The following is a 22165-nucleotide window of genomic DNA, read 5'->3' as shown; positions in this document are numbered from 1 at the left end:
CTGGGTTCAATGGATTTTTTTATTAAGGTATTACAGCTTATTCTGAGTCTCTCCATATTGGTGATTTTGCATGAGTTTGGTCACTTTTTCTTTGCTCGTTTGTTTAAAACCAGGGTAGAGAAGTTTTATCTCTTTTTTGACGCGGGTTTTTCGCTGTTTAAATTCAAAAAGGGCGACACGGAGTACGGCCTGGGCTGGCTGCCGCTGGGTGGCTATGTTAAAATTTCGGGAATGATCGACGAGTCGATGGATAAAGAGCAGTTGGCTCAGGAGCCGAAGCCTTACGAGTTTCGGTCAAAACCGGCCTGGCAGCGACTCTTGATTATGGTCGGCGGAGTAGTGGTGAATTTTATTACCGCCATCGTGATTTTTTGGATGATCTTGTTTCGCTGGGGCGATGCCTATATTCCGGCAGAAAACGCACGTTATGGTTTGTACTTTCATCCCGTCGCCCATGAGATTGGATTGCAGGATGGAGATAAAATTTTAGCCATCGACGGCAATCCGGTAGAAGAGATCTCTTCCATTGTGAAAATGATTTTGGTGGAGGAGGGGCACGCCATGCAGGTGCAGCGTGGCGATTCGCTCTTTGTTTTGAATATTCCGGCCGACTTTAATCAACGGATTTTGGCCGAAGAGGTCAGGGTGCTGGCCTCCTACCAGATCCCCACCATTGTGGATTCGGTTCAAGCGGGAAGTGGTGCCGCCAGGGCTGGTTTGCAGCGGGGCGACAGCATTGTGGCGCTCGATACGGCTGCCGTACCTTATTTCCACCAATTTTCAGATTACCTGAGTGAGCTTGCAGGTAAAACCACTCAGGCTACCGTTTACCGAAACGGGGAAGCTTTGACTTTGCCCGTTGAGGTCAACGAAGATGGATTGATGGGGTTTTTCGTAAAGGATCCGGCATCGATTTTGGGCGTACAGGAAGTGCAGTATGGTTTTTGGGAAGCCTTCCCTGCTGGAATAAGCAAGGGCGTTAATGTGCTGAGCGACTATGTTAAGCAGTTGAAATTGGTGTTTAGTCCTGAAGGTGCCAAGCAGCTCGGGGGCTTTGGAACCATCGGGAGCTTGTTCCCATCGGCATGGGACTGGCAGATTTTTTGGCACATGACTGCTTTCTTATCGATAATTTTGGCCTTCATGAATATTTTACCCATTCCGGCTTTGGATGGGGGCCATGTTATGTTTTTACTCTATGAAATTGTGGCCCGGCGCAAGCCCAGCGATAAGTTTATGGAATACGCTCAAATGACCGGTATGATTTTGCTCTTTGGTTTGTTGATTTTTGCCAATGGCAACGATTTGTATCGCTGGCTTTTCAAATAATCTCTGAGGTTTTTTAACTTTGTTCATCCACTAAATACTTGCGTATGATGGCTCAACTAATTTTCCTCGGAATTCCTGGCGGCTGGGAATTGATCATTATTGTTCTTGTCGTAGTCTTGCTTTTTGGGGGGCGGAAAATCCCGGAAATGATGAAAGGTTTGGGACAGGGCCTTAAGGAATTTAAAAAGGCACGCAACGAAGAAGATGAGTCGGATAAATCCCAAGATAAGAAGGCCTGATTGGTGGTTTCGGCTCAAATGTGCTGAATGGGGGCGGCTGTTTGGGCTGGCTCTTTTGCTGCATTTGGGTTTTGGGTCGGACTCAGCTGCGCAGGTGCCGGTTGTCTCCGAGGAGCTGGTGGCCTCCCGCATGGCGCGTTTGGATGCTGCTACCCCCATTTCTTTAATCTACAACGAACAGGTTCAGGCTTACATCGATGTATACACGCGGCAACGCCAGGAGCACCTGGCGGCCATTATTGGTCGGGCCGAATTGTACTTCCCTTTGTTTGAGGAGCAGCTCGACAAAATGGGACTTCCCCTTGAGTTGAAGTATCTGGCTGTAGTGGAGTCGGCCCTGGAACCTAGAGCGCGTTCCTCCTCAGGGGCGGTGGGCCTCTGGCAGTTTTTGTACCAGGCGGGGCGTATGTTCGATTTGGAGGTAACCTCCTACCTCGATGAACGTGCCGATCCGGTTAAATCAACCGAGGCAGCTTGTAGGTACCTTAAGTATCTTTACGATAATTTTCAGGACTGGCATTTGGTCCTGGCCGCCTACAACGGAGGCATTGGGGTGGTCAATGAGGCCATCGTTAAGGCCGGTGGCGAACGCGATTACTGGAAAATCAGGCCCTACTTGTCGGCCGAAACCCGTGGTTATGTGCCTGCTTTTATTGCGGTGAATTATGCCATGAACCATTACCACGATTACGGAATATTGCCTGCGCCGGCACCCTTTCGGTATGAAGATTTGGGCTTTGTTCATTTGGGCGTATCGGTTTCTTTTGAGCAGTTGTCGGCGCTGATTGATGTCGATCTGGAGCTTTTACGCTTGCTTAATCCGGTTTTTTTACGCGATTATATTCCGGTGATTGATGAGCCCGTAGCAATGGCTTTGCCTCGGGAGAAATTGCTTTTGTTTTTTGAGCAGCGACATTTGCTGAAAGAAGAGGCAGCACCTCCGACTGTTGCGCTTCCGCCTATTGGAGAGCGGGAAGGGCGGGATAAGGTGATTCATACGGTACGTCGCGGTGAGTTTTTTCATCGCATTGCCATGAATTATGGCGTGCGTGTAGAAGATGTGCAACATTGGAATCGTTTGTCGTCGCGTCATTTAAAAGTCGGCCAGCAACTGGAAATCTGGAAAAAGCCCGTGGCAGTGCCATTATTTCACGTTGATCGAAGTTGGTTGGAGAACCCTGCAGACGCAAAGGAGGATGATGTCAAAATCGCACAACCCTGAGGTTTGTTCTGCATGGTTTTTGTATCTTGTACGTCTTAATAAATAACCCCAAAGGAAGAAGCTATGAACAGGAATACTGTATTTTCCCTCGTAATGTTATTGCTGGCCCTTTTTAGCGGCTGCAAGAACAGCAGCAATCAGAAACCCAGCATTACCGGGGCCATGGGCGAGGTGCTGGTAATTATGGACGATAAGTGGCGGAATGGTCCCGCCGGCGATGCCTTGCAAACCATTCTGAAACAGCCCATGGAGGGACTTCCACAACCGGAGGCCATATTCAATGTTTCCATTACTCCCCACCGGGCTTTTACCGGTGCCTTGCGTACCCGTCGTAATCTGGTGGTGGTGAATATTGGAGCAGATGTAGAAAAGGAGGGGGTGCGTTTTTTCAGTGAGTCGAGCTGGGCACGCGGACAAGCCATGTTGCACATCGATGCGCAAACGCCTGAGAAATTTATCGAAGTGGTGGAGGAAAATGAGCTGCGCATTGTGGCATTTTTGCTTCGTGCCGAACGACGAAGGAGTCTGGCCTACTACACCCGTTATCCGGAGGCCGAATTGATGGAGAACCTGGAGAAGCAGTGGAATTTCTCGATGGTGGTGCCCAATTCCTTTCAAAAAAACAAGAGTTCGGAGACTTTTACCTGGCTCAGCAGCGAGACCAGTGAGCTGAGTCAGGGCTTAATGATTTACAGCTTTCCCTATATCGGTGAGGGGACTTTTTCGCGGGAGTATCTTTTGAACAAACGGGATTCTGTTTTGCGGCAGAATATGCCGGGTCCCTCAGAGGGTTCGTATATGAGCAGTGAGCACGAATTGCTCATTACTTACAAGAGTTTTACGTTAAATGGCCATTCCACCGTGGAGTTGCGTGGATTGTGGAAGGTGGTTGGCGATTTGATGGGTGGGCCCTTTGTGTTGTTTGCCCATTACGATGCGGCGAACAACCGGGTGGTTGTCACCGATGCCTATGTGTATTACCCGGATGAGCCCAAGAAGCGGAACTATGTCTGGCAGCTGGAATCTCTTTTCCATTCGGTGAAGTTTGCCGATGGGGAGGCAGAAGATGCGCCCAGCGCCGAAGACCTTGCCGAAGTGAGCGAGTAATAAGCGCTGCTTGGGCCAGATGGGGAAGCGTGCACTTGTTTTGAGCAGCTTTTGAAATTTAAGACAATAACTATGTTGGTAAAGATAGAAAAGCAGACTTCGGTCCCCCAGGGCTTTGCTGCCCTCTTCCTTTGTGAGAAGCCGGAAGGGCTGGATGCTTTGACGAAGACGGAGAAGGATTATGTCGTCCGCAAGCTGGAAAAAAACAAGGGGAACGGTCAGGTTATTTTAAAGCAGGCCAATGGCATTAACGGCGTGGCAGTTCCTGATGTTGCCGTTGCTCCTGCAGAGCGCTTGGAAGATTTGCGCCGTTGGGGGGCTGAGCTCGAAGCCGAGCTCAGCGCAGAACATTGTCATCAGGTGGCACTCGTCGGTCAGGTCGGGGATGCGGATGAGCTTCTGGCCTGGGCCGAGGGTTTGGCGTTGACCCGTTATCGCTTTGAGAAGTATAAGACCAAGGCCGAGGCTTTGCCTGTCCTTGAAATTGCGTTGGTGGGACCGGTGAGTGAAGCGCAGGTGGAGCAGTTGAATCAGCTTGTGGAGGCGGTGTTTGTAACCCGCGATTTGGTGAATGAACCGGTTTCTTACCTGACTGCGGTTAAGCTGGGTGAGACCATACAGGATTTGGCACAGCGCTTTGGCTTTTCGGCAGAGGTCTTGAATAAACAGAAAATCGAAGCACTTAAGATGGGGGGTATCCTGGGCGTGAACCGGGGCAGTGTGGACCCACCCACCTTTTCGGTGCTGGAGTGGAAGCCCCAACACGCAGTAAATGAACGCCCCATTGTTCTCGTGGGCAAAGGGGTGGTTTTCGATACGGGCGGCATCAACCTGAAGACCCCTCCGGGGAGCCTCGATACCATGAAGTGCGATATGGGCGGTGCGGCGGCTGTGGTGGGTGCTTTCGTTGCGCTGGCAGCTACAAAGGTGCCTTTGTATGTGGTGGGACTGGTGCCCGCAACGGACAACAGGCCGGGGGGCAATGCGATTGTGCCCGGTGATGTGTTGACCATGCACTCGGGCAGTACGGTCGAAATTATCAATACCGATGCCGAAGGTCGCTTGATTTTGGCCGACGCCTTGTCTTATGCCGGGCGTTACGAGCCCGAGTTGGTGATCGATTTGGCCACCCTTACGGGCAATGCTGTAATGGCCATAGGTTCTCAGGCCTGTGTGGGTATGGGAACCGCATCCGTGGAAGCGCAGAGCGCGCTGGAAGCAGCCGGAGAAGCGGTGTGTGAAAGAGTCGTTTGGTTTCCCTTTTGGAAGGACTACGACGAGGCCATTAAATCCGATGTGGCCGATGTGAAGAACCTGGGCGGCCGCGAAGCCGGAGCCATTACCGCGGGCAAGTTCCTGGCTCATTTTGTTTCCGCGCCCTGGTTGCATCTCGACATTGCGGGACCGGCTTTTTTGGAGCGGAAACACACTTATAGGGGCTTGGGGGGGACAGGCTTTGGCGTGCGCTTGCTGCACCGTTTCCTGAGTGCCCGTGCCCAACAATAACGCAGCGATTAAAAATTAGAATATATGAGTGAACAAAAAATAAAGGTAGGTATTACACAAGGAGACATCAACGGCATAGGCTATGAAGTGATCTTCAAAGCCTTGTCGGATCCCCGGATGCTGGAAATCTGCACCCCGGTGGTTTACGGATCCTCCAAGGTAGCGGCCTATCATCGCAAAGCCTTAAACCTGCCTCCTTTGAGTATGAATAACGTGCGCGACGGAGGAGAGGCACACAGCAAAAGGGTGAACCTGGTGAATTGCACCGACGACAATGCCCGGGTGGAGCTGGGAAAGGCGACAGAGGTAGGTGGACAAGCCGCCTTTCAGTCGCTCGAAATAGCTGTTGAAGATCTTAAAAACGGGGCCATAGATGTGTTGGTTACGGCACCCATCAACAAGAAGGTGATTCAGTCGGCCGAGTTTGCTTTTCCGGGACACACCGAATACCTGGCGAGTGTTTTTGATGGTACGCCCTTGATGTTGATGGTCAGTGATTTGTTGCGGGTAGGAGTGGTTACCGGTCACATTCCGGTAAAAGAGGTGAGTGCCGCCATCAGTAAGGAACTGATCCTGGAAAAGTTGAAAATTCTGAATGCGACTTTAAAGAACGATTTTACCATTCGCCGGCCCCGCATTGCGGTGTTGGGACTCAACCCTCATGCGGGGGACGACGGTCTTTTGGGCAAGGAGGAGCAGGAGGTGATCCAACCGGCCATTACCGAGGCCAAAAAGAATGGTCTGCTCGTTTTTGGTCCCTTCCCGGCCGATGGTTTTTTTGGAACCGATGGCTTTAAAAAGTACGATGCGATTTTGGCGATGTACCACGATCAGGGTCTGGCGCCATTTAAAGCCTTATCGTTTTCTACAGGAGTGAACTTCACAGCCGGTCTGCCGGTGGTGCGCACCTCCCCCGATCACGGTACGGCCTATGAAATCGCCGGTCAGGATCAGGCCGATCCGCAATCCCTGCTCTCGGCCATTTACACCGCCATCGATGTGTACAACAGCCGGAAGATGAATGCCGAATTGCAGGCCCATCCGCTGGACGCCAACGACCCCAACAGTCTTGGTGCCGACGAGTAAGATGATGTATATAAAGGCGACCAAGGATTAATCTGTTGTGATTCTTTTTTTAATGAAAGGTTGATTCAAAATGCTTTTTTTGTCGATGTAGCACAAGCATGGACCTAAAATGTGAATAATTATAATCCCTAATTATGAAGAAACTTGCCTTACTTCTAATCCTGAGTTTTAGTACGATTGTCCTTAAAGGACAGTCTTACACACTTACCGACGATGATGTGGTTGTTGATGAAAATGGTTTCATTCAATCTTGTTCTTACAACTTTGAAATAACAGATATTATTATTCCTGAGGTGTTAGATGGTAAAACTGTTTTGGGAATTTCTTACGCAGAGTTGACTTCAAGTGATGGCGTTTTTAGTGGGAAAAGGATAAGTTCAGTTGAACTTCCAAACACTTTGAAAGAGATTGGCTCGTACGCATTTGACAACAATTTAATATCAAGTGTTTCTATTCCGAATAGTGTCACAACCATTGGAAGCTATGCATTTAGTCGTAACCTCTTAACAGGAATTGCGATTCCCAATAGTATTACAAGCATTGGTATTTCTGTATTTGAAGATAATCGCTTAAAAGAAGTAACCATTCCCGATAATGTGACATATATAGGTTTGCTTGCTTTTGCCGGGAATGATTTGGTTAGTTTGTCAATTGGAAATGGCGTAGATTTTATTGGCACCCGTGCTTTTGAATCTAATAAGATTGAAAGTCTTAATATTCCTGCGGGTGTAAAGCAAATAGAGAGTAGGGCATTTTTTTCGAACAATCTCAAAAGTGTTGTTTTTGAAGAGCCAAGTCAAATCTTCATGCTTCATAGTTATGCTTTTGCCGGAAATGATTTGCTTTCAGGGATAACCCTTCCAACAAACTCTCATCCGGATTTTATAGGGTACAGAAGCAACAAGACTAACTTTTTCGCTGGCGATATAATCACAGACTTAACAAGCTCGTACTATTTGTATTCTTCGCCTTATACGCTCATTGACGATGATGTTAGAGTATCTAATGGAGTTATTAAGTCATGCTCGTATGATTTTAGTAACAAGAGCATAATCATTCCTGAAATTCTTGATGGTCAGGAGGTTGTGGGTATAGATGGCATTTGGTATGACCTTCTGGGAATGACTAAAGGAATATTTCAAGGTAAAGGAATTACTTCTTTGGTTTTACCCGCAACTTTAAAAACAATTGGGGAAAGACAGTTCGCTTCCAATTTCTTATCAGATTTGGTTATACCTAAACAGGTGACATCAATAGGGAGATTTGCATTTGAAAATAATGATTTGGTAAATGTCATAATTCCTGGGAGTGTTGAAGTTGTTGGTTATAAGGCGTTTGATTACAATGATCTATCAAGTGTCGTATTTCAAGAACCAAGTCAACTTCGTTCAGTTGACACTTATGCTTTTGGTTATTATTTAGGTAGCATTATCCTGCCTCTGCATGGTCATCCTGATTTTTCAGCTTTTAAATGCAGTGGAAGAATTGTTTTAGAAGGTGAGAGTATTGCTTATAATGGTGATCGGTTAACCGCGGTGCTGGATAACGCTTATGTATTATCTTATTATCATTGGAGTGCTTCCCCATCAGGGTATTCTACTTCGCGACGTTTTATGGTTCAAGACAGTGTGTTTGTTTTGTCTGATGAAGGCAACACGAGTAAAGCCGATTATCGGTTTATCGGTTGGAATACCAAAAAGGATGGTAGTGGGAGTCTTTACAATGCGGGAAATACCCTAACTATGCCAGCCAGAAATCTTTCACTTTATGCACAATGGATAGCCGATGTTACAGCTACAATTAAAGGGTATTCACCCGATTGTGCGAGTAGAGAGAATGGTTATCTTGAAGTATCCTCAACCGCAACTCAGAATATTGCCTGCTTTATATTTGAAAGGGACGCATCCTATACAATAAAACCTAATAAAACACTTACCATTTCAAATTTAGCGAGTGGTACTTACAATCTGGTCCTTACTCTTGAGGACGATGTGGTCTCTGAGCATACAATTACAATTCCATCTGTAGAACCAATGAGTAGTCGTGTTTTAGTTGATGGTTCAAAAGCCAGATTTTCCATTGAAGGGGGAGTAGCTCCTTACCAGGTATTTATTAATGACATGCATTACATTACTGAAACTGGGTATTTAGAAACGGCAAAACTTAAATCTGGTTCCTATACAGCAACTATTATTGATGCAAATCATTGTTCCGCGGACAATATTCTAACTTTCTCTGTTTCTGGTTTAATTGTTTATCAAAACCCTGTGACCAATGGAATACTTAAAATTGCTTTGCCAGTTGAGATATGGGGAGGAGATTATGGTCTTACGATCTATTCACTTCAAGGGGGAGAGGTTTTTACAAAAACAATTAGCACAGAAGGCGAACTCATTTCAATCGATGTTTCCTCATTAGTTGAAGGCGGCTACTTGTTAAACGTTGTAAACAATGCTGGATTCAATGAGACTGTGAAACTTTTTATTAATCAATAATACTGGAAGAGATGAAGGTCAATATAATATTTATAACAATTCTTGTGTTGAGTGTTGTCACTTTTAGTTGTAAAGATGACAACACTCCTCCTACTGCACCTTCCTATTATTACGGTGACAGTCATGCTTGTGTTGAGCTAATGCCAACACTTATATGGAATCCGTCAACTGATGCTGATAATAACAGCATAGAATATACTTTGATGATGGGAAAAACAGAAGGAACCCTATCTGTGATTGCATCAAAAATATTATTACACTCTTATACATTTAGGACGCCATTAGAAGCTAATACAACTTATTTTTGGCAAGTGATGGCAAGTGATGGAGAAGAAGAGGTGTTTGGAGATATTTGGAATTTCAGTACCGTCATTGACCCTATAGAAATTGTTGGACCCACTGCCGCAAAATTAAATATACCGGAAGTAATGAGTTTTGCATCTGACGGCAATGCTTATTCCGTTTTCTTTTCCTGGACAGCCTCAGAACCTGCTGATAATGTAACTTATACTTTGTGTATTGATCCACTGGGTGACAATCAGGCTAATCCTCATAAAGTTGAGGGCATTGTAAATCCCCAAATACTGATCGACCTCCCAGGTGGTTCGTGGGAGTGGTATGTTGAGGTTGTCGATGACAAAGGAAATGTAACCAAAAGCCACAAGCTGGTACTTGCTTTAGAATAGGTTTTTCGCAAAGCTGGTTTTCTGCTTTCTTTGCCAGCAGGTTGTGAACATAAAAAAGGGAGGTCCACTGTAAGGTTGACCTCCCGCTTTTTTATGATGTAAAGCTTGTTTTATTCTTCCTGTTTGGCGGCCCCGTAGCCCTTGATGATGCCGCGCTGCGAATTTTTGACAAAGAGGATGATTTCATCGCGTTCTTTGGAGGCAGGTAGCTCGGCTTCGATGCGCACCAGGGCATCTGAGTTGTTCATCTTAGATTGGAAGAGCATGCGGTAGCAGTCCTGGATGTCGCGTATTTGTTCGTTGGTGAAGGAGCGACGGCGCAGGCCGATGGAGTTGACACCTACATAGGAAAGGGGATCGCGTCCGGCCTTGACATAGGGCGGAATGTCCTTGCTGACCAGTGAGCCCCCGCTCACCATTACATGCGCCCCGATGTGCACAAACTGGTGAATGGCTGAGAGCCCCCCTACTATGGCAAAGTCGTTTATGACGACCTCCCCGGCCACCTGAACGCTGTTGACCAGAATAACGTTGTTGCCGATGATGCAGTCGTGGGCCACATGCACGTAGGCCATGAGCAGGCAATTGTTGCCTACTACAGTCTTGCCTCGTGCTTTGGTGCCCCGGTTGATGGTGGCAAATTCGCGTACGGTGGTGTTGTCGCCAATTTCTACGGTGGTTTCTTCGCCCACAAATTTTAAGTCCTGCGGTATGGCGCCAATGACTGCGCCGGGGAAGATGTTGCAGTTTTTTCCGATGCGGGTGCCCTCCAGAATGGTGGCGTTGGAGCCGATGCGGGTGCCTTCACCAATCACCACATTTTTATCGATGGTGACAAAGGGGTCGATGACCACATTGGGGGCTATTTTGGCCTCGGGATGGATGTATGCCAGTGGTTGCTTCATTTATTGCTTGTTTTTTGCGATTTGTGCCATAAACTCTCCTTCGGCCACGATGTTGTCGCCAACAAAAGCCATGCCTTTCATATTGGCTACGCCCCGGCGGATCTCGGTCATCATTTCCAGTTTAAAAATGAGGGTGTCGCCCGGAACCACTTTTTTGCGGAACTTGATGTTGTCGAGTTTCAAAAAGTAGGTGCTGTAGGTATGGGGATCTTCGAGTTGACTTAAAACCAGAATGCCGCCTACCTGGGCCATGGCCTCGACCAGCAATACGCCGGGCATTACGGGTTCGTCGGGGAAGTGGCCGGTAAAGAAGGGTTCATTGCCTGTTACGTTTTTTACGCCCACCACCATCTTGTCCTGAATGTCGATGATTTTATCGACCAGCAAGAAGGGGTAGCGGTGGGGCAGCATGCCCTTTATCTGATTGACATCGTAAACGGGCTCCTGGTTGGGATCGTAGGCCGGGGCATCGATTTTGAGCTGGCGCTTGCGAATTTCCTTGCGCAGAATTTTGGTGAATTCTGCGTTGATTTTATGTCCCGGTTTGTTGGCGATGATGCGTCCCTTGATGGGACTGCCACAAAGGGCCAGGTCGCCAATTACATCGAGCAGTTTGTGCCGCGCCGGTTCGTTGGTGAAGTGCAGGTCCAGGTTGTTGAGAATGCCGGTGGGCTTTACTTCTACGGAGGGTTTGTTGAACAGTTTGGCCAGACGGTCGAGTTCCTCCTGCTCTATGGGTTTGTCGATGATGATGATGGCGTTGTCGAGGTCGCCACCCTTTATCAGGTTGTTTTTGAGTAGGGGTTCCAACTCGTGCAAAAACACAAAGGTGCGACACATCGAGATTTCTTCTTCAAAGGCATCGAGGCTTTCGATGGTGGCAAACTGGTTGGCCAAATGCAGGGATTTGTTGAAGGAAATCATGACCTGGGCCGAAAAACAATTGTCGGGCAGGGCAATGATGTAGCTGCCGGTCTCGGGGTCTTCCACCACCATTTTTTCACGGATCTCGAAGTATTCGCGTTCGGCATCCTGTTCTACAATTCCGGCTTCTTTAATGGCAGCCACAAAAAACTTAGAGCTGCCGTCGAGAATGGGCACTTCCGGTCCGTCTACGTCGATGAGACAGTTGTCGACCCCCAAACCGCGCAGGGCAGCCAGGCAGTGTTCTATGGTGCTTACTTTGGCTTCGCCTTCTTGCAGCACGGTGCCGCGTTGGGTGTAGCTTACGTTATCGACCAGGGCTTTGATCAGCGGCTGGCCTTCCATGTCGGTACGTCTGAATTTGTAGCCGTGGCCCGCTTCAGCGGGCTGCAGGTTTAAGGTAACATTTACTCCGGTATGCAAGCCGGGCCCTTTTAGGGTGACCGACTTGGCTATGGTTCTTTGTTTTTCAGCCATGTTTATGGTTGTTGGTTGGATGATTTCTTTTCGAGTTCGTCGATGCGCGTCTTTAATTCGGGCAGCTTGCGGAAAAACACGTAGGCTTTGTTGTATTGCATCGCATCCATGGAGGGAGAGCCCATTTGTACGGTCCCTGCTTTGGTGATGCTTTTGGACACGCCGGTCTGCGCCGCCAGTTTTACACCGTCGGCAATTTTAAGGTGTCCCGCAATGCCTACCTGACCGCCAAACATCACTTGCTTGCCTATTTTGGTGCTTCCGGCGATGCCGGTCTGGGCAGCCAATACGCTGTTTTCTCCTATTTCAACGTTGTGGGCCACCTGTATGAGGTTGTCGAGCTTGGTGCCACGACGGATGATGGTGGCGCCCATGGTGGCCCGGTCGATGGTGGTGTTGGCCCCAATTTCTACCTGATCTTCGAGCACCACAATACCTACCTGTGGTATTTTTTCGAATTGGCCGTTTTCCCCGGGTGCGAAGCCAAAGCCATCGGAGCCGATTACGGCGCCTGAGTGAATCACGCATTTTTGTCCCAGTTTACAGCCCTGGTAAATTTTGGCTCCGGAATAAACAATGCTGTTGTCGCCAATACTTACCCCGTCGCCGATGTAGGCCTGGGGGTAAATTTGTACGTTGTTGCCGATTTTTACGCCCTCGCCGATGTAGGCAAAGGCCCCTACGTAGGCAAAGTCGCCCAATGTGGCCGATTTGGCAATGTAGGAAGGCTGTTCAATCCCGGTCTTTTTGGGTTGGGCTTCCTGATAAAACTGGAGGAGTTTGGCCAGCGCCCGATAGGCATCGGGCACCCGAATGAGGGTGGCGCTGAGCGCTTGCTCCGGCTTAAAGTCGTCGTTGACAATGACTACCGAGGCCTGGGTGGTATAAATGTATTGTTCGTATTTGGGGTTGGAAAGGAAACTCAGCGTTTGGGGCCGGCCCTCTTCTATTTTGGAAACATCGCGCACCAGCGATTTGGGGTCTCCCTCTATTTTCCCTTCGATGAGGGAGGCTATTTGTTCGGCAGTAAACTCCATGAAAAAATTATTTGTGCAAAACTACGAAAATAATGCAGGTAAAAAAAGCAGGGCGCGGGGTGGTGGCGGGGGCTGGTCAGGCGGGACTCCGCAGGGCTTTGGGGCAGCACAAAATTTGCTTGGTTACGGTTTTGGAGAGGACCGACAAGTTGAGCATGTCGGAGGCTTCGGAGATGTCTCTTATTTGGCCGTTGCGGCCCAGGATGTTGATTTTGTCGTCGCGCACACTGTAGGTGTTGTTTTCTACACTGGTGGCAAAGCAAAAGGCGGCGGCTTCTTCGGGGGAGCTCAGCTGGTAATACTCCTGCGTGGCGGCCAACAGTTTGTCGATGCGTTCCGGTGGAAAAGTCTCGTCCTGCACCTCTATGGCCAGAAGCTCCCTGCGTAGGAGTCCCCCAGCCAGGGTCGACAAGACTTTGTCGGGGTGCAGGGTCCAGCTTTTGAGACTGGTCATGATGTCGCTGTCGTCGAGCATGGCAAAGTGATCGAGCACTTCGGGACGATGGCGGAAATCTTCTACTGAGGGCTGGTGGCGCAGGAAAAAGAGCAGGTGGGCCGGTACGGCTCCCAGATCGTTGTCGGCGCTCAGCTGACGGGCTCTTCTGAAGAGGTTGACCAGCATTTTTTCGGCCACCAGGGCGGTTTTGTGCAGGTACACCTGCCAGTACATGAGGCGACGGGCAATCAGGAATTTTTCGATGGAGTAGATGCCTTTGGCCTCCACCACCAGCTGATCGTTGGCTACGCAAAGCATTTTGATGATGCGGTCGGAACTCACCACCCCTTCGGATACCCCGGTAAAAAAGCTGTCGCGCAACAAATAATCGAGGCGGTCCATGTCGAGCTGACTGCTGACCAGTTGATGGAGAAATTTTTTTGGGTAGCGGTTGGTGAAAATATCGATGGCCATTTGCAGGCGACCTCCAAAGTACTGGTTGAGTCTTTCCATAAACAGCAGGGAGATGGTCTCGTGGTGAATGCCCCGCACGAGGGTCGACTCCAATACATGGGAAAAGGGGCCATGGCCCAAATCGTGCATCAATATGGCGGCGTGAACGGCCTCTGCCTCGTCGGGACTGATGTCCTGTCCCTTGGCCCGCAAGGTCTCCACTGCCTGCGTCATCAGGTGCATGCTGCCCAGGGTATGCTGAAAGCGGGTGTGGGTGGCACCCGGGTACACAAGGGGGGTCATGCCCAGTTGCTTGATCCAGCGCAAGCGCTGCAGGTAGGGGTGTTCGATGAGGTCGAAAAGCAGTTCGCCCGGTATGTTGATGAAACCGTGGACCGGATCGTTGATGATTTTCTTTTTATTAATGGTTTTCAAGTCGGCATTTCCTTTAATGAAACCCTAAGCTGTCGCTGCAAAGTTAAGATTTTTTGCGGCTTATAGCCGACATAAATGCAACAGCGTCGGCCTGCTGGCCGACGCTGTTTGAAAAGGGAGCTGGGGGGACTTACTCTTCCAGGTCTTTGTCTGGGCGGGTTTGTCCCTTTACGGCCCCTGCGGTGGTGTAACTGATCAGGTTGTTTTTCATTTCTTCCACGGCACTCGGATGAATGGCCGAAATGGGTTCGTGTCTGCCTTCGAGTCCGGTGATTACCGAAATGTTCTTGGCCGGGAAGTAATCGAGGGTTTCTGCAAAGGGACGAATCAAGCGTTCAAAATTCTCGATCAGGTAAACTTTGTTGCCTGTTTCGGGATTTTGGTTGATGATGTCGATGGTTTCTTTCAGCTCTTCGATTTCTCCTTCGGCTTTACCTAAAAAGGCAAAGGTTTGCTGCCGTGCCTGCAGCACCATGCGCTCTTTTTCGGCCTTGGCGGGAGTCACAATTTCTGCCTCGAATTTGTGGCGAAGCATTTCCAGTTTCTGTTTTTCTGCTTCGATCTCCGAAAGCAGTGCACCTTCCTGGGCCTTCATATCCTGCAACACTTTCTCGATTCCTACTTTTTCGAGCTGCTTTTCCTGCATAATGTTCACCTTGGTCTCGGCCACCAGCTCTTCGTACTGGTTTTCGATGTTGCGAACGGCCACTTCGGCTTTGCGCGCTTCTTCCTGCTCCACCGCATTGGCGCGCGATTCGGCTATGGCCTTACGGGCCTTGGTCTCGGCGTTTACCGTCTGCACTCTTTTCAAAAGCGCAATGTAGAGGTCCGGCTCTTCTACGCCGGAGAGCCGATGGTCGTCCACGTCGGCGATGTTCATGGTGGTGATTTCCAGACCAATGTTTTCGAGATCGCTCTTACATACATTGATCATCTTGGCCACCAGGGTATCCTTGTCCTGCATCACCTGCACCGGGGTCATGGTGGCGATGGAGTCGCGCAAGTGCCCTTCGATGATGTTGCTGGCAACCGACTTGAGTTCGTCTTCGTGGTTGACCATGTGGAGGATGCGGGTGGCGGCCAAAGCGCGGCCCGCCTGATTAGACGCAATGGCAAAACTTACCGTGGCTTTAACGTTGAGCGGAACTACCCCTTCGGCTATGGCCGAATCTACTACCACCTCGATGGTGTGGGGCGTGAGGTCCATTTTGGCAAAGCGGTGGAGCAAAGGAATGGTGAAAATTCGTCCTCCGCTGATCATCTGAAAACCTTTTTTTCCTCCGGTTCCGGAGATGATGCCCAGTTCGTTACCACCGACTATGCGCATGTTGGAGACCACCTGAACCACCAGGGTCAGGATGATCAAACCTAAAAATACACTTACAAAAACTATCATGGTGTTGTTTTCTTATTGTTGGGTTGCAAAAAATCCTTTCACCGATATGCCGGTGGCTTTCTCAAACTCGCCCAGGAAGCCCACAAAGGACTCGGGGCCCCGGTTCACTGCACTGCTGAATCCCTTGTCCTTATCCATCAACAGATAGGAGTCCACGCCCATGCTGGCGGAGTGCTTTTTAAAGGAATCATACAGGTGCGGGAGTTGCTGCTGCAAAAAGAGTACGGAGCAGCCGGTTTCCTTTGCTTTGGAAATGACTTCCATTTTCTTTTTGAGGATGCTGTTTTTTGCGCTTTCGATGATTTTTACTGCTTCTTTATCGCCCTGACTCAAGATGTCTGCGGCCTGATTCTGTGCTTTTTCCTTAATCAGGATGTCGGTTTCGTTTTTCAACTGTTTCAGGTCGTTGTTCAACGCTTCAATGCGTTGCAGACTTTTGTTGCGGGCAGCTTCAATGTTGTTGTGGGCTTCGGACATTACCTGCAAAATGCTGGCTTCACTTTCCTTTTTGTACATTTCCAGCTTTTCGCGGGCGTCGATGATTTGCTCGTTGGCTTTGGCTTTGGCCAGTTCGATGCGACGTTTGGCGTCGGACTCGGTTTTTTCGGCCAGGGCACGCAGGGCGGCTTCTTCAATTTCAACGTCCTGACGCTTTTCTGCAAGGGTTTTTTGGGCCAGATTGCCGATGTAGTTGGAGCTGTCCCATATTTTTTGCAACGACACAGAAACCACTTTCATGCCGAAGCTGGCCAGGTCGCTGTTGATGTCCATCATTAAGGCGTTGCGGAATTGGGCGCGGTCGCCCTCGGGACCGTCGCCCTCGGGATGGGGATTGGGGTCACCATCGTCCTGATAGCTGTCCTGCATGCCAATAGCTTCCAGCGGGGTGGCCTTGTTGAGGGCGCCCCGGAAGTTGCCGATGAGGGTTTGGCGCACCTGCTCCTGCAGTTCGTTCACGTCTTTTCCCATCAGGCGTTCTACGGCGGAATACAGCATGGAGGGGTTGTCGTCGTCGATGCACACGCAGGCGGTGGCATCGGCGCCAACGGTAATGCCGTTGGCAGAGTTTACGCCATCTACCTGTACGTTGATGGGGAGTACTCTGAGGTCCAGAAAGTCGGCGCTCTGAAAGTAGGGGATGACGCTGCTGCGTCCCCGTTCCACGCTAAAGCCGAAGGTTTTGTTGTTTTCTTTGCGTTTGCGGCCGGTGATGACCAGCAGCTTGTCGGGCGGTGCCACTTTGATGAAGGCCTTTAGGAGGCCCAGGAGGACAAAGAAGGCGGCTACGCCTAAGAGTCCCTCCAGCAGGCCACCAGTGCCTGCGTTGAACAGATCTTCCATAAAATATTAGTTTTGAGTTGGTAATTGAAGTTCGTCTTTTTGTACGTACACCACTTCCTGATCGACGCGCACTACGCGTATGGGATCGCCTTTTTGGAGGGGGGCAGCCCCTTCGGCCAGGCGGGCGTAGCGCTCAATTTGGAGCTTGCCGAAATGGATGCGCACCTTGCCCATTTCCTTTGGGCGCAGGGGCAGCAGGTTCTCTCCACCCTGGTCGAGAAAATCGCGGTCGCTGAAGCTGGAGTCGAGCTGCTTGTTTTGAATGCGCTTAAACAGTTTGAAGATGAGTACGGTAATGCCGCCTACCGGGATGCTCCAGAGGAGGCTGGAGAGGCGACTTTCGCCGGTGAGCAGGGCAAAGCTGCCGATGATGCCGAAGCCGGCACAAAAGTAAATCAGGGTGCGCAGGTAGCCGATGAATTTAAGCACTCTGCTGGTGCGGGGTCGGTGGTAGTCGGTGATGTAAGAGCCTTTGTCGCGGGGACTGTCGCCATCGCTGTCGGGCCCTTCGGCCAAATCGGTGAGCTCCCGCATGCGGGGGGCGTTTTCTTCGCCCTCGTCGCCATCATCTCCGCCATCATCTCCGTCGGCATCTCCACCATCGGTCTGAAACGAGCTGATGGCGTTGGTGAAAAAATCAACGAGAATTACGCCCAGGCCAAATACGCCACTGGCTATGTAAAGGTAAAGGAGTCGGTCCATTTATGTTTTGGGTATAATGGTTTGCGTTTTTATGGGGCTTAAGCATTTTGATCAGGCGCTTTCAGGGCCATCAGTCGTTCCCGAAGCTCTTGCTCAATTTTAAGCAGTTCTGTTTCGGCCTGGCGGCGTTGATTTTTACCGTCTTGCTGTATGGCCAGGGTCTCTTCAATGGTGCTGATGAGGTTTTGGTTGACTTTTTTGAGGGTTTCTACTTCTACAATGCCGCGTTCGTTTTCGCGGGCAGTTTCAATGGAGCTCTGCTTGAGCATCTCTGCATTCTGGCTGAGCAGGTCGTTGGTGGTTTGGGTAACTTCTTTTTGCAGCTGCAAGGCTTTGTTTTGCCGGAAGATGCTGATGGCGATGACGACCTGATTTTTCCAAAGGGGGATGGTGTTGAGCAAACTGCTTTGGATCTTTTCGATCAGCAATTGGTCGTTGTTTTGTATCAGGCGGATCTGTGGTGCGGTTTGCAGTGCGATGGTGCGACTCAGACGCAGGTCGTAGATTTTTTTCTCGAAGCGGTGCACCAGTTGTTTGTAGTCGTGCAGTTGTTGAATTTGTGCGCCATCGCCCGATTGGGCGGCTGCCTCTTCCATCTGGGGCAATTCGCTTTGCCGGATGGCTTGCAATTTGAGTTCTCCGGCGGCGATGTAAACTTCCAGATCGCCCAGATACTCCAGGTTTTTGTCGTACAGGGTATCGAGCATGGCCACGTCTTTCAGCAATTGCATTTTAGCCTTGTCGAGCTGGTCGCTGATGCGGTCGATGTGGGTGCTGATTTTTTCGTAGCGCTGGATGAAGCGTTGCAGCGAGTTGAAGAGTCGACCAATAAGCGGGAGGGATTTGCGACCGAGCTGGTCGGCTTTTAAATCTTTGACTCTTTGGCCCAGATCCATGAGACTTTCCCCTACGTAGCCGGTGTCTTTGGTCCGCACTTTGGTGAGGACCGACTCGGAAAAGGTGGCGATGTTGCTTTGGGCGCCGATGCCGTATTGGAGTACTTGCTGACTGTCGCTGAGGTCGATGCTGGTGGCCAGACTGGTGGCTTTTTCGCGTAAGGCGGCAGGCAATTGGTCAATGTTGACGCGGGCCACTGCCTGTTGGTCTTGCTGGGGTGCTGCGTTACTCATGGTAGTTGGTTTTCTGCTTTAAGGGTTTGCTCAAGAACTTTCATTTCTATGTCGAGATCGACCCACTCATTGCCTAAAAGTTTTTCAAGCTGGCGCTGAAAGGAGGTCGCTACGGTTTGGAGGGTCTGCTGAAGTCTTTGGGTGCGCTCGCTGCTTTGTTGGGGACTGCCTGGGTCGTTTTGTACCCGCAGGTATTTTGCGAGCAGGTTGTGGGTGGCTTCAAGGTAGTAGGTGATGAAGCGACGTACCTCGTTTATTAGGGCAGGCTTTTCGTCGAGTTTCTGCAGGATGCGGCGGGCGGTGGAACAGATTTGTCGCAGCAGTGCTTGTAATTCGAGATTTTGGATGCGTGGAATCTGGTCCTCGAGCTGGTTGAGTTGCAGTCGGGCCTTTTGCAGCAGGTCGTTGGGGGACTTACTTGCGGCGGGATTTTCGTTTGGGGCAGTCTGGCGTTTTTTCAGTAGGTAGTCGACTGCAAAAAAGAGGGCGGTGCCGGCCAGGGCGGAAAAGATGAGCGGAAAGCGCAGTACAAAAAAGAGCAGGCCAAACAACAGGCCGGCCGGAACTAAGGTTTGCCAGTTGCGTTCTTTTTCAGATGGGGGTGTCTCTTTTTCGTGGGGCACGGATAAAAGGGGTGTTAAGCTGAAGTCTAAAGATAAGCATTTTCTGGATTTGAACCTTTTAATCGCTCAGTTTTTTGCCGCAGATGCGGCAAAAATTGGCTTCCGGGGCGTGGCGGGGTTCCCCACAGTGGGCGCATTTCTTGTCCTCGTCGGTGGCTTCGTTAAAGGTGCGCGACATCTCTACCGAGACAATGCCGGTGGGGATGGCCAGGATGCTGTAGCCCAGTATCATAATGAAGGAGGCGATGAATTTGCCCAGATCGGTCAGGGGAACAATGTCGCCATAGCCCACCGTGGTAAGGGTGATTACGGCCCAGTAGATGCTCAAAGGGATGCTGTAGAATCCGTTCTGACCGTGTTCGATGACATACATGAGACTGCCGAGCATGGTCACCAATATGACGATGAATATCATAAATATGAGTATTTTGCGTGCGCTTCGGTGCAGGGCCAGTACCAGCAGGTTGCCGGCGCGCACAAAGTGGTAGAGTTTGAGGATGCGGTAAATGCGCAGGAGGCGCACGGCACGGATGACGATGAGGGCCTGGGCGTCGGGGGCCATCAGCGAAAAATAGGTGGGCAAAATGGCCAGGAGGTCCACGATGCCCAAAAAGCTGAAAATGTATTTGCGGGGTTTGGGGGAGCAGTATATGCGCAAGAGGTATTCGGCGCTAAAGAGCAGGGTCATGAACCATTCGCCGGCTTCGAGCTCGAAGCCGAAGCGGGTGTGGATGCGGGGTACGCTTTCGATCATAACCAGGGCAATGCTGAGTACAATGAGCACCAGCAGTACAATATCGAAGCGCTTGCCGGCAGGGGTGTCGGCTTCAAATATGATGCGGTAGAGTCGTTGCCGCAGGCTTGGTCTTGTTTCCATACACACAAATTTAATAAATTCCCGGTAGTTTGACGGTGGTAGTCAATCGATTGTTAAGGGGTCTTAATTTAAGACATTCTTCTCCCCTTAAGTTTAATTAATCTAAATAGTTTTGTAATTTTGCCCTTCGCCCCTTCCTCTTATTGTCGGATTTTGTTTTTGTGTAATTCAAATCCATATAGACCGCAGTTATAAAACGCTGGTTTTTCTGATAAAAAGGGGGTGAACTCTTTGCAGGGGGGCTTGTTTAAATGAGTAAGAAAGTAACTGATTAAAAATACTATGGCAAGCGAACAGGATAAGTTGTTGGAAGAAGTAACCAATCGCGAATACCAGTACGGTTTTCATTCCGATATTGATATGGACGTGCTTCCCAAGGGATTAAACGAGGAGGTGATTCGGGAAATTTCCAGGCGGAAGCAGGAGCCGGAATTTATGTTGGAATTCCGCCTGGACGCCTATCGCAAGTGGTTGCAAATGGAGTCGCCCGATTGGGCGCATCTGAAAATTCCGAAAATTGATTTTCAGGACATTATTTATTATGCGGCACCTAAAAAGAAGCCGCAGCTGAACAGCATGGATGAGGTGGACCCGGAATTGCGGGCGACCTTTGATAAGCTGGGGATACCGCTCGACGAGCAGAAGATTTTGGCGGGAGTGGCTGTCGATGCCATCATCGACAGCGTTTCGGTAAAAACCACTTTCAGGGAAACTCTGGCCGAAAAGGGCATCATCTTTTGCAGTTTTTCGGAGGCGGCCAGGGAGTATCCCGATTTGGTAAAAAAATACCTGGGTACTGTGGTGCCTTCGGGCGACAATTTCTTTGCTGCACTTAATTCGGCGGTGTTCAGCGACGGATCCTTTGTGTTTATTCCCAAAGGCGTGCGTTGTCCCATGGAGCTGTCCTCCTACTTCCGCATCAATACGATGAATACCGGACAGTTTGAGCGTACGCTTATTGTGGCCGAAGACGACAGCTATGTGAGCTACCTGGAGGGTTGTACTGCGCCCATGCGTGATGAGAATCAGCTGCATGCTGCCGTGGTTGAAATTGTGACCCTCGACCGGGCCGAAGTGAAGTACTCTACCGTACAGAACTGGTACCCGGGCAACAAGGAGGGCAAGGGAGGTATTTACAACTTTGTGACCAAGCGGGGCATCTGTAAGGGCGATTATTCCAAAATATCGTGGACGCAGGTCGAAACCGGTTCGGCCATTACCTGGAAGTACCCGAGTTGCGTGCTCATGGGCAACAATACGGTGGGCGAGTTTTATTCGGTGGCACTGACCAACAATTATCAGCAGGCCGATACAGGAACCAAAATGATTCACCTGGGTAAGAACACCCGCAGTCTGATTGTAAGCAAGGGAATATCGGCCGGTAAGAGTCAGAACTCCTACCGGGGCCTGGTTAAAGTATCGAAGAAGGCCGACAATGCAAGGAATTTCTCGCAATGCGACTCGCTGTTGCTGGGCGATAAGTGTGGGGCACATACCTTCCCCTATCTGGAGATCAACAATCCTTCGGCCAAGGTAGAGCACGAGGCAACGACTTCAAAAATTGGGGAAGACCAGATCTTTTATTGTAACCAGCGGGGCATCGATACCGAAGATGCGGTGGGCCTCATTGTAAACGGTTATGTGAAAGAGGTCATCAATCAATTGCCTATGGAGTTTGCCGTTGAGGCGCAGAAACTGCTTCAGATCAGCCTGGAGGGCAGCGTAGGATAAGTCGTTAAAGCTTGTTGTATAATTAAGA

Annotated in this window: 19 protein-coding genes; 9 read left to right on the top strand and 10 right to left on the bottom strand. The window is 49.8% G+C overall.

Going from position 1 to position 22165, the window contains the following annotated elements:
• Positions 1 to 9 precede the first annotated feature (9 nt).
• The 8 genes from rseP to B4W65_RS02025 all read left to right on the top strand — a co-directional run bounded on the left by rseP (position 10) and on the right by B4W65_RS02025 (position 9670).
• Positions 10 to 1329, top strand: coding sequence for an RIP metalloprotease RseP (gene rseP, locus B4W65_RS02060; RefSeq protein WP_088653430.1), 1320 nt, complete (start codon positions 10 to 12; stop codon positions 1327 to 1329).
• A gap of 44 nt (positions 1330 to 1373) precedes the next feature.
• Positions 1374 to 1568 carry a twin-arginine translocase TatA/TatE family subunit gene (tatA, locus tag B4W65_RS02055; protein ID WP_088653429.1) on the top strand — a complete coding sequence of 65 codons (195 nt, stop codon included), beginning with the start codon at positions 1374 to 1376 and terminating at the stop codon, positions 1566 to 1568.
• Complete coding sequence (locus B4W65_RS02050) at positions 1534 to 2790, top strand: lytic transglycosylase domain-containing protein (protein WP_088653428.1); 1257 nt, start codon at positions 1534 to 1536, stop codon at positions 2788 to 2790. The genes tatA and B4W65_RS02050 overlap by 35 nt, the downstream gene beginning before the upstream one ends.
• A 63-nt stretch (positions 2791 to 2853) precedes the next feature.
• Positions 2854 to 3897, top strand: coding sequence for a DUF4837 family protein (locus tag B4W65_RS02045; protein WP_088653427.1), 1044 nt, complete (start codon positions 2854 to 2856; stop codon positions 3895 to 3897).
• A gap of 72 nt (positions 3898 to 3969) precedes the next feature.
• Positions 3970 to 5403 (top strand): leucyl aminopeptidase family protein, encoded by a 1434-nt coding sequence (locus B4W65_RS02040; protein ID WP_088653426.1) that lies wholly within the window; start codon positions 3970 to 3972, stop codon positions 5401 to 5403.
• A gap of 24 nt (positions 5404 to 5427) precedes the next feature.
• Complete coding sequence (gene pdxA, locus B4W65_RS02035; RefSeq protein ID WP_088653425.1) at positions 5428 to 6489, top strand: 4-hydroxythreonine-4-phosphate dehydrogenase PdxA; 1062 nt, start codon at positions 5428 to 5430, stop codon at positions 6487 to 6489.
• Between the two features lie 134 nt (positions 6490 to 6623).
• Positions 6624 to 8984, top strand: a complete 2361-nt coding sequence (locus B4W65_RS02030; protein ID WP_088653424.1) for a leucine-rich repeat protein — start codon at positions 6624 to 6626, stop codon at positions 8982 to 8984.
• A gap of 11 nt (positions 8985 to 8995) precedes the next feature.
• Positions 8996 to 9670, top strand: a complete 675-nt coding sequence (locus tag B4W65_RS02025; RefSeq protein ID WP_088653423.1) for a hypothetical protein — start codon at positions 8996 to 8998, stop codon at positions 9668 to 9670.
• A 110-nt stretch (positions 9671 to 9780) separates the two neighbouring features.
• On the opposite strand, the gene lpxA is transcribed toward B4W65_RS02025, so the two are convergent.
• The 10 genes from lpxA to B4W65_RS01975 form a co-directional block, all read right to left on the bottom strand.
• Positions 9781 to 10575 carry an acyl-ACP--UDP-N-acetylglucosamine O-acyltransferase gene (lpxA, locus tag B4W65_RS02020; protein WP_088653422.1) on the bottom strand — a complete coding sequence of 265 codons (795 nt, stop codon included), beginning with the start codon at positions 10573 to 10575 and terminating at the stop codon, positions 9781 to 9783.
• Positions 10576 to 11976, bottom strand: a complete 1401-nt coding sequence (locus B4W65_RS02015; protein WP_088653421.1) for a bifunctional UDP-3-O-[3-hydroxymyristoyl] N-acetylglucosamine deacetylase/3-hydroxyacyl-ACP dehydratase — start codon at positions 11974 to 11976, stop codon at positions 10576 to 10578.
• A 2-nt stretch (positions 11977 to 11978) separates the two neighbouring features.
• Entirely contained in the window at positions 11979 to 13013 is a 1035-nt protein-coding gene (gene lpxD / locus B4W65_RS02010; RefSeq protein ID WP_088653420.1) for a UDP-3-O-(3-hydroxymyristoyl)glucosamine N-acyltransferase, read from the bottom strand.
• A 76-nt stretch (positions 13014 to 13089) separates the two neighbouring features.
• On the bottom strand, positions 13090 to 14337 hold the full coding sequence (locus tag B4W65_RS02005) for an HD domain-containing protein (protein WP_240509450.1): 1248 nt from the start codon (positions 14335 to 14337) through the stop codon (positions 13090 to 13092).
• A gap of 130 nt (positions 14338 to 14467) precedes the next feature.
• Positions 14468 to 15733 (bottom strand): SPFH domain-containing protein, encoded by a 1266-nt coding sequence (locus tag B4W65_RS02000; RefSeq protein ID WP_088653419.1) that lies wholly within the window; start codon positions 15731 to 15733, stop codon positions 14468 to 14470.
• A 12-nt stretch (positions 15734 to 15745) separates the two neighbouring features.
• Complete coding sequence (locus B4W65_RS01995; protein ID WP_088653418.1) at positions 15746 to 17074, bottom strand: SPFH domain-containing protein; 1329 nt, start codon at positions 17072 to 17074, stop codon at positions 15746 to 15748.
• Positions 17075 to 17080: 6 nt separating this feature from the next.
• A complete protein-coding gene (locus B4W65_RS01990; RefSeq protein ID WP_088653417.1) occupies positions 17081 to 17776 on the bottom strand; it encodes an NfeD family protein in 696 nt (231 codons plus the stop codon).
• 38 nt (positions 17777 to 17814) lie between these two features.
• Positions 17815 to 18906, bottom strand: coding sequence for a toxic anion resistance protein (locus tag B4W65_RS01985; protein ID WP_088653416.1), 1092 nt, complete (start codon positions 18904 to 18906; stop codon positions 17815 to 17817).
• Complete coding sequence (locus B4W65_RS01980; protein WP_158522750.1) at positions 18903 to 19529, bottom strand: 5-bromo-4-chloroindolyl phosphate hydrolysis family protein; 627 nt, start codon at positions 19527 to 19529, stop codon at positions 18903 to 18905. The genes B4W65_RS01985 and B4W65_RS01980 overlap by 4 nt, the downstream gene beginning before the upstream one ends.
• 58 nt (positions 19530 to 19587) lie before the next feature.
• Positions 19588 to 20406 (bottom strand): ion transporter, encoded by an 819-nt coding sequence (locus B4W65_RS01975; protein ID WP_088653414.1) that lies wholly within the window; start codon positions 20404 to 20406, stop codon positions 19588 to 19590.
• A gap of 282 nt (positions 20407 to 20688) precedes the next feature.
• Between B4W65_RS01975 and sufB the strand changes: the two genes are divergently transcribed.
• Positions 20689 to 22137 (top strand): Fe-S cluster assembly protein SufB, encoded by a 1449-nt coding sequence (gene sufB / locus B4W65_RS01970; RefSeq protein WP_088653413.1) that lies wholly within the window; start codon positions 20689 to 20691, stop codon positions 22135 to 22137.
• Positions 22138 to 22165 lie beyond the last annotated feature (28 nt).

Source organism: Geofilum rhodophaeum (genome assembly GCF_002210225.1).
In the GTDB taxonomy this organism is placed as follows: domain Bacteria; phylum Bacteroidota; class Bacteroidia; order Bacteroidales; family Marinilabiliaceae; genus Geofilum; species Geofilum rhodophaeum.
Note: the sequence above shows the minus strand (reverse complement) of the source record. Positions and strands in the feature narration are given on the sequence as shown.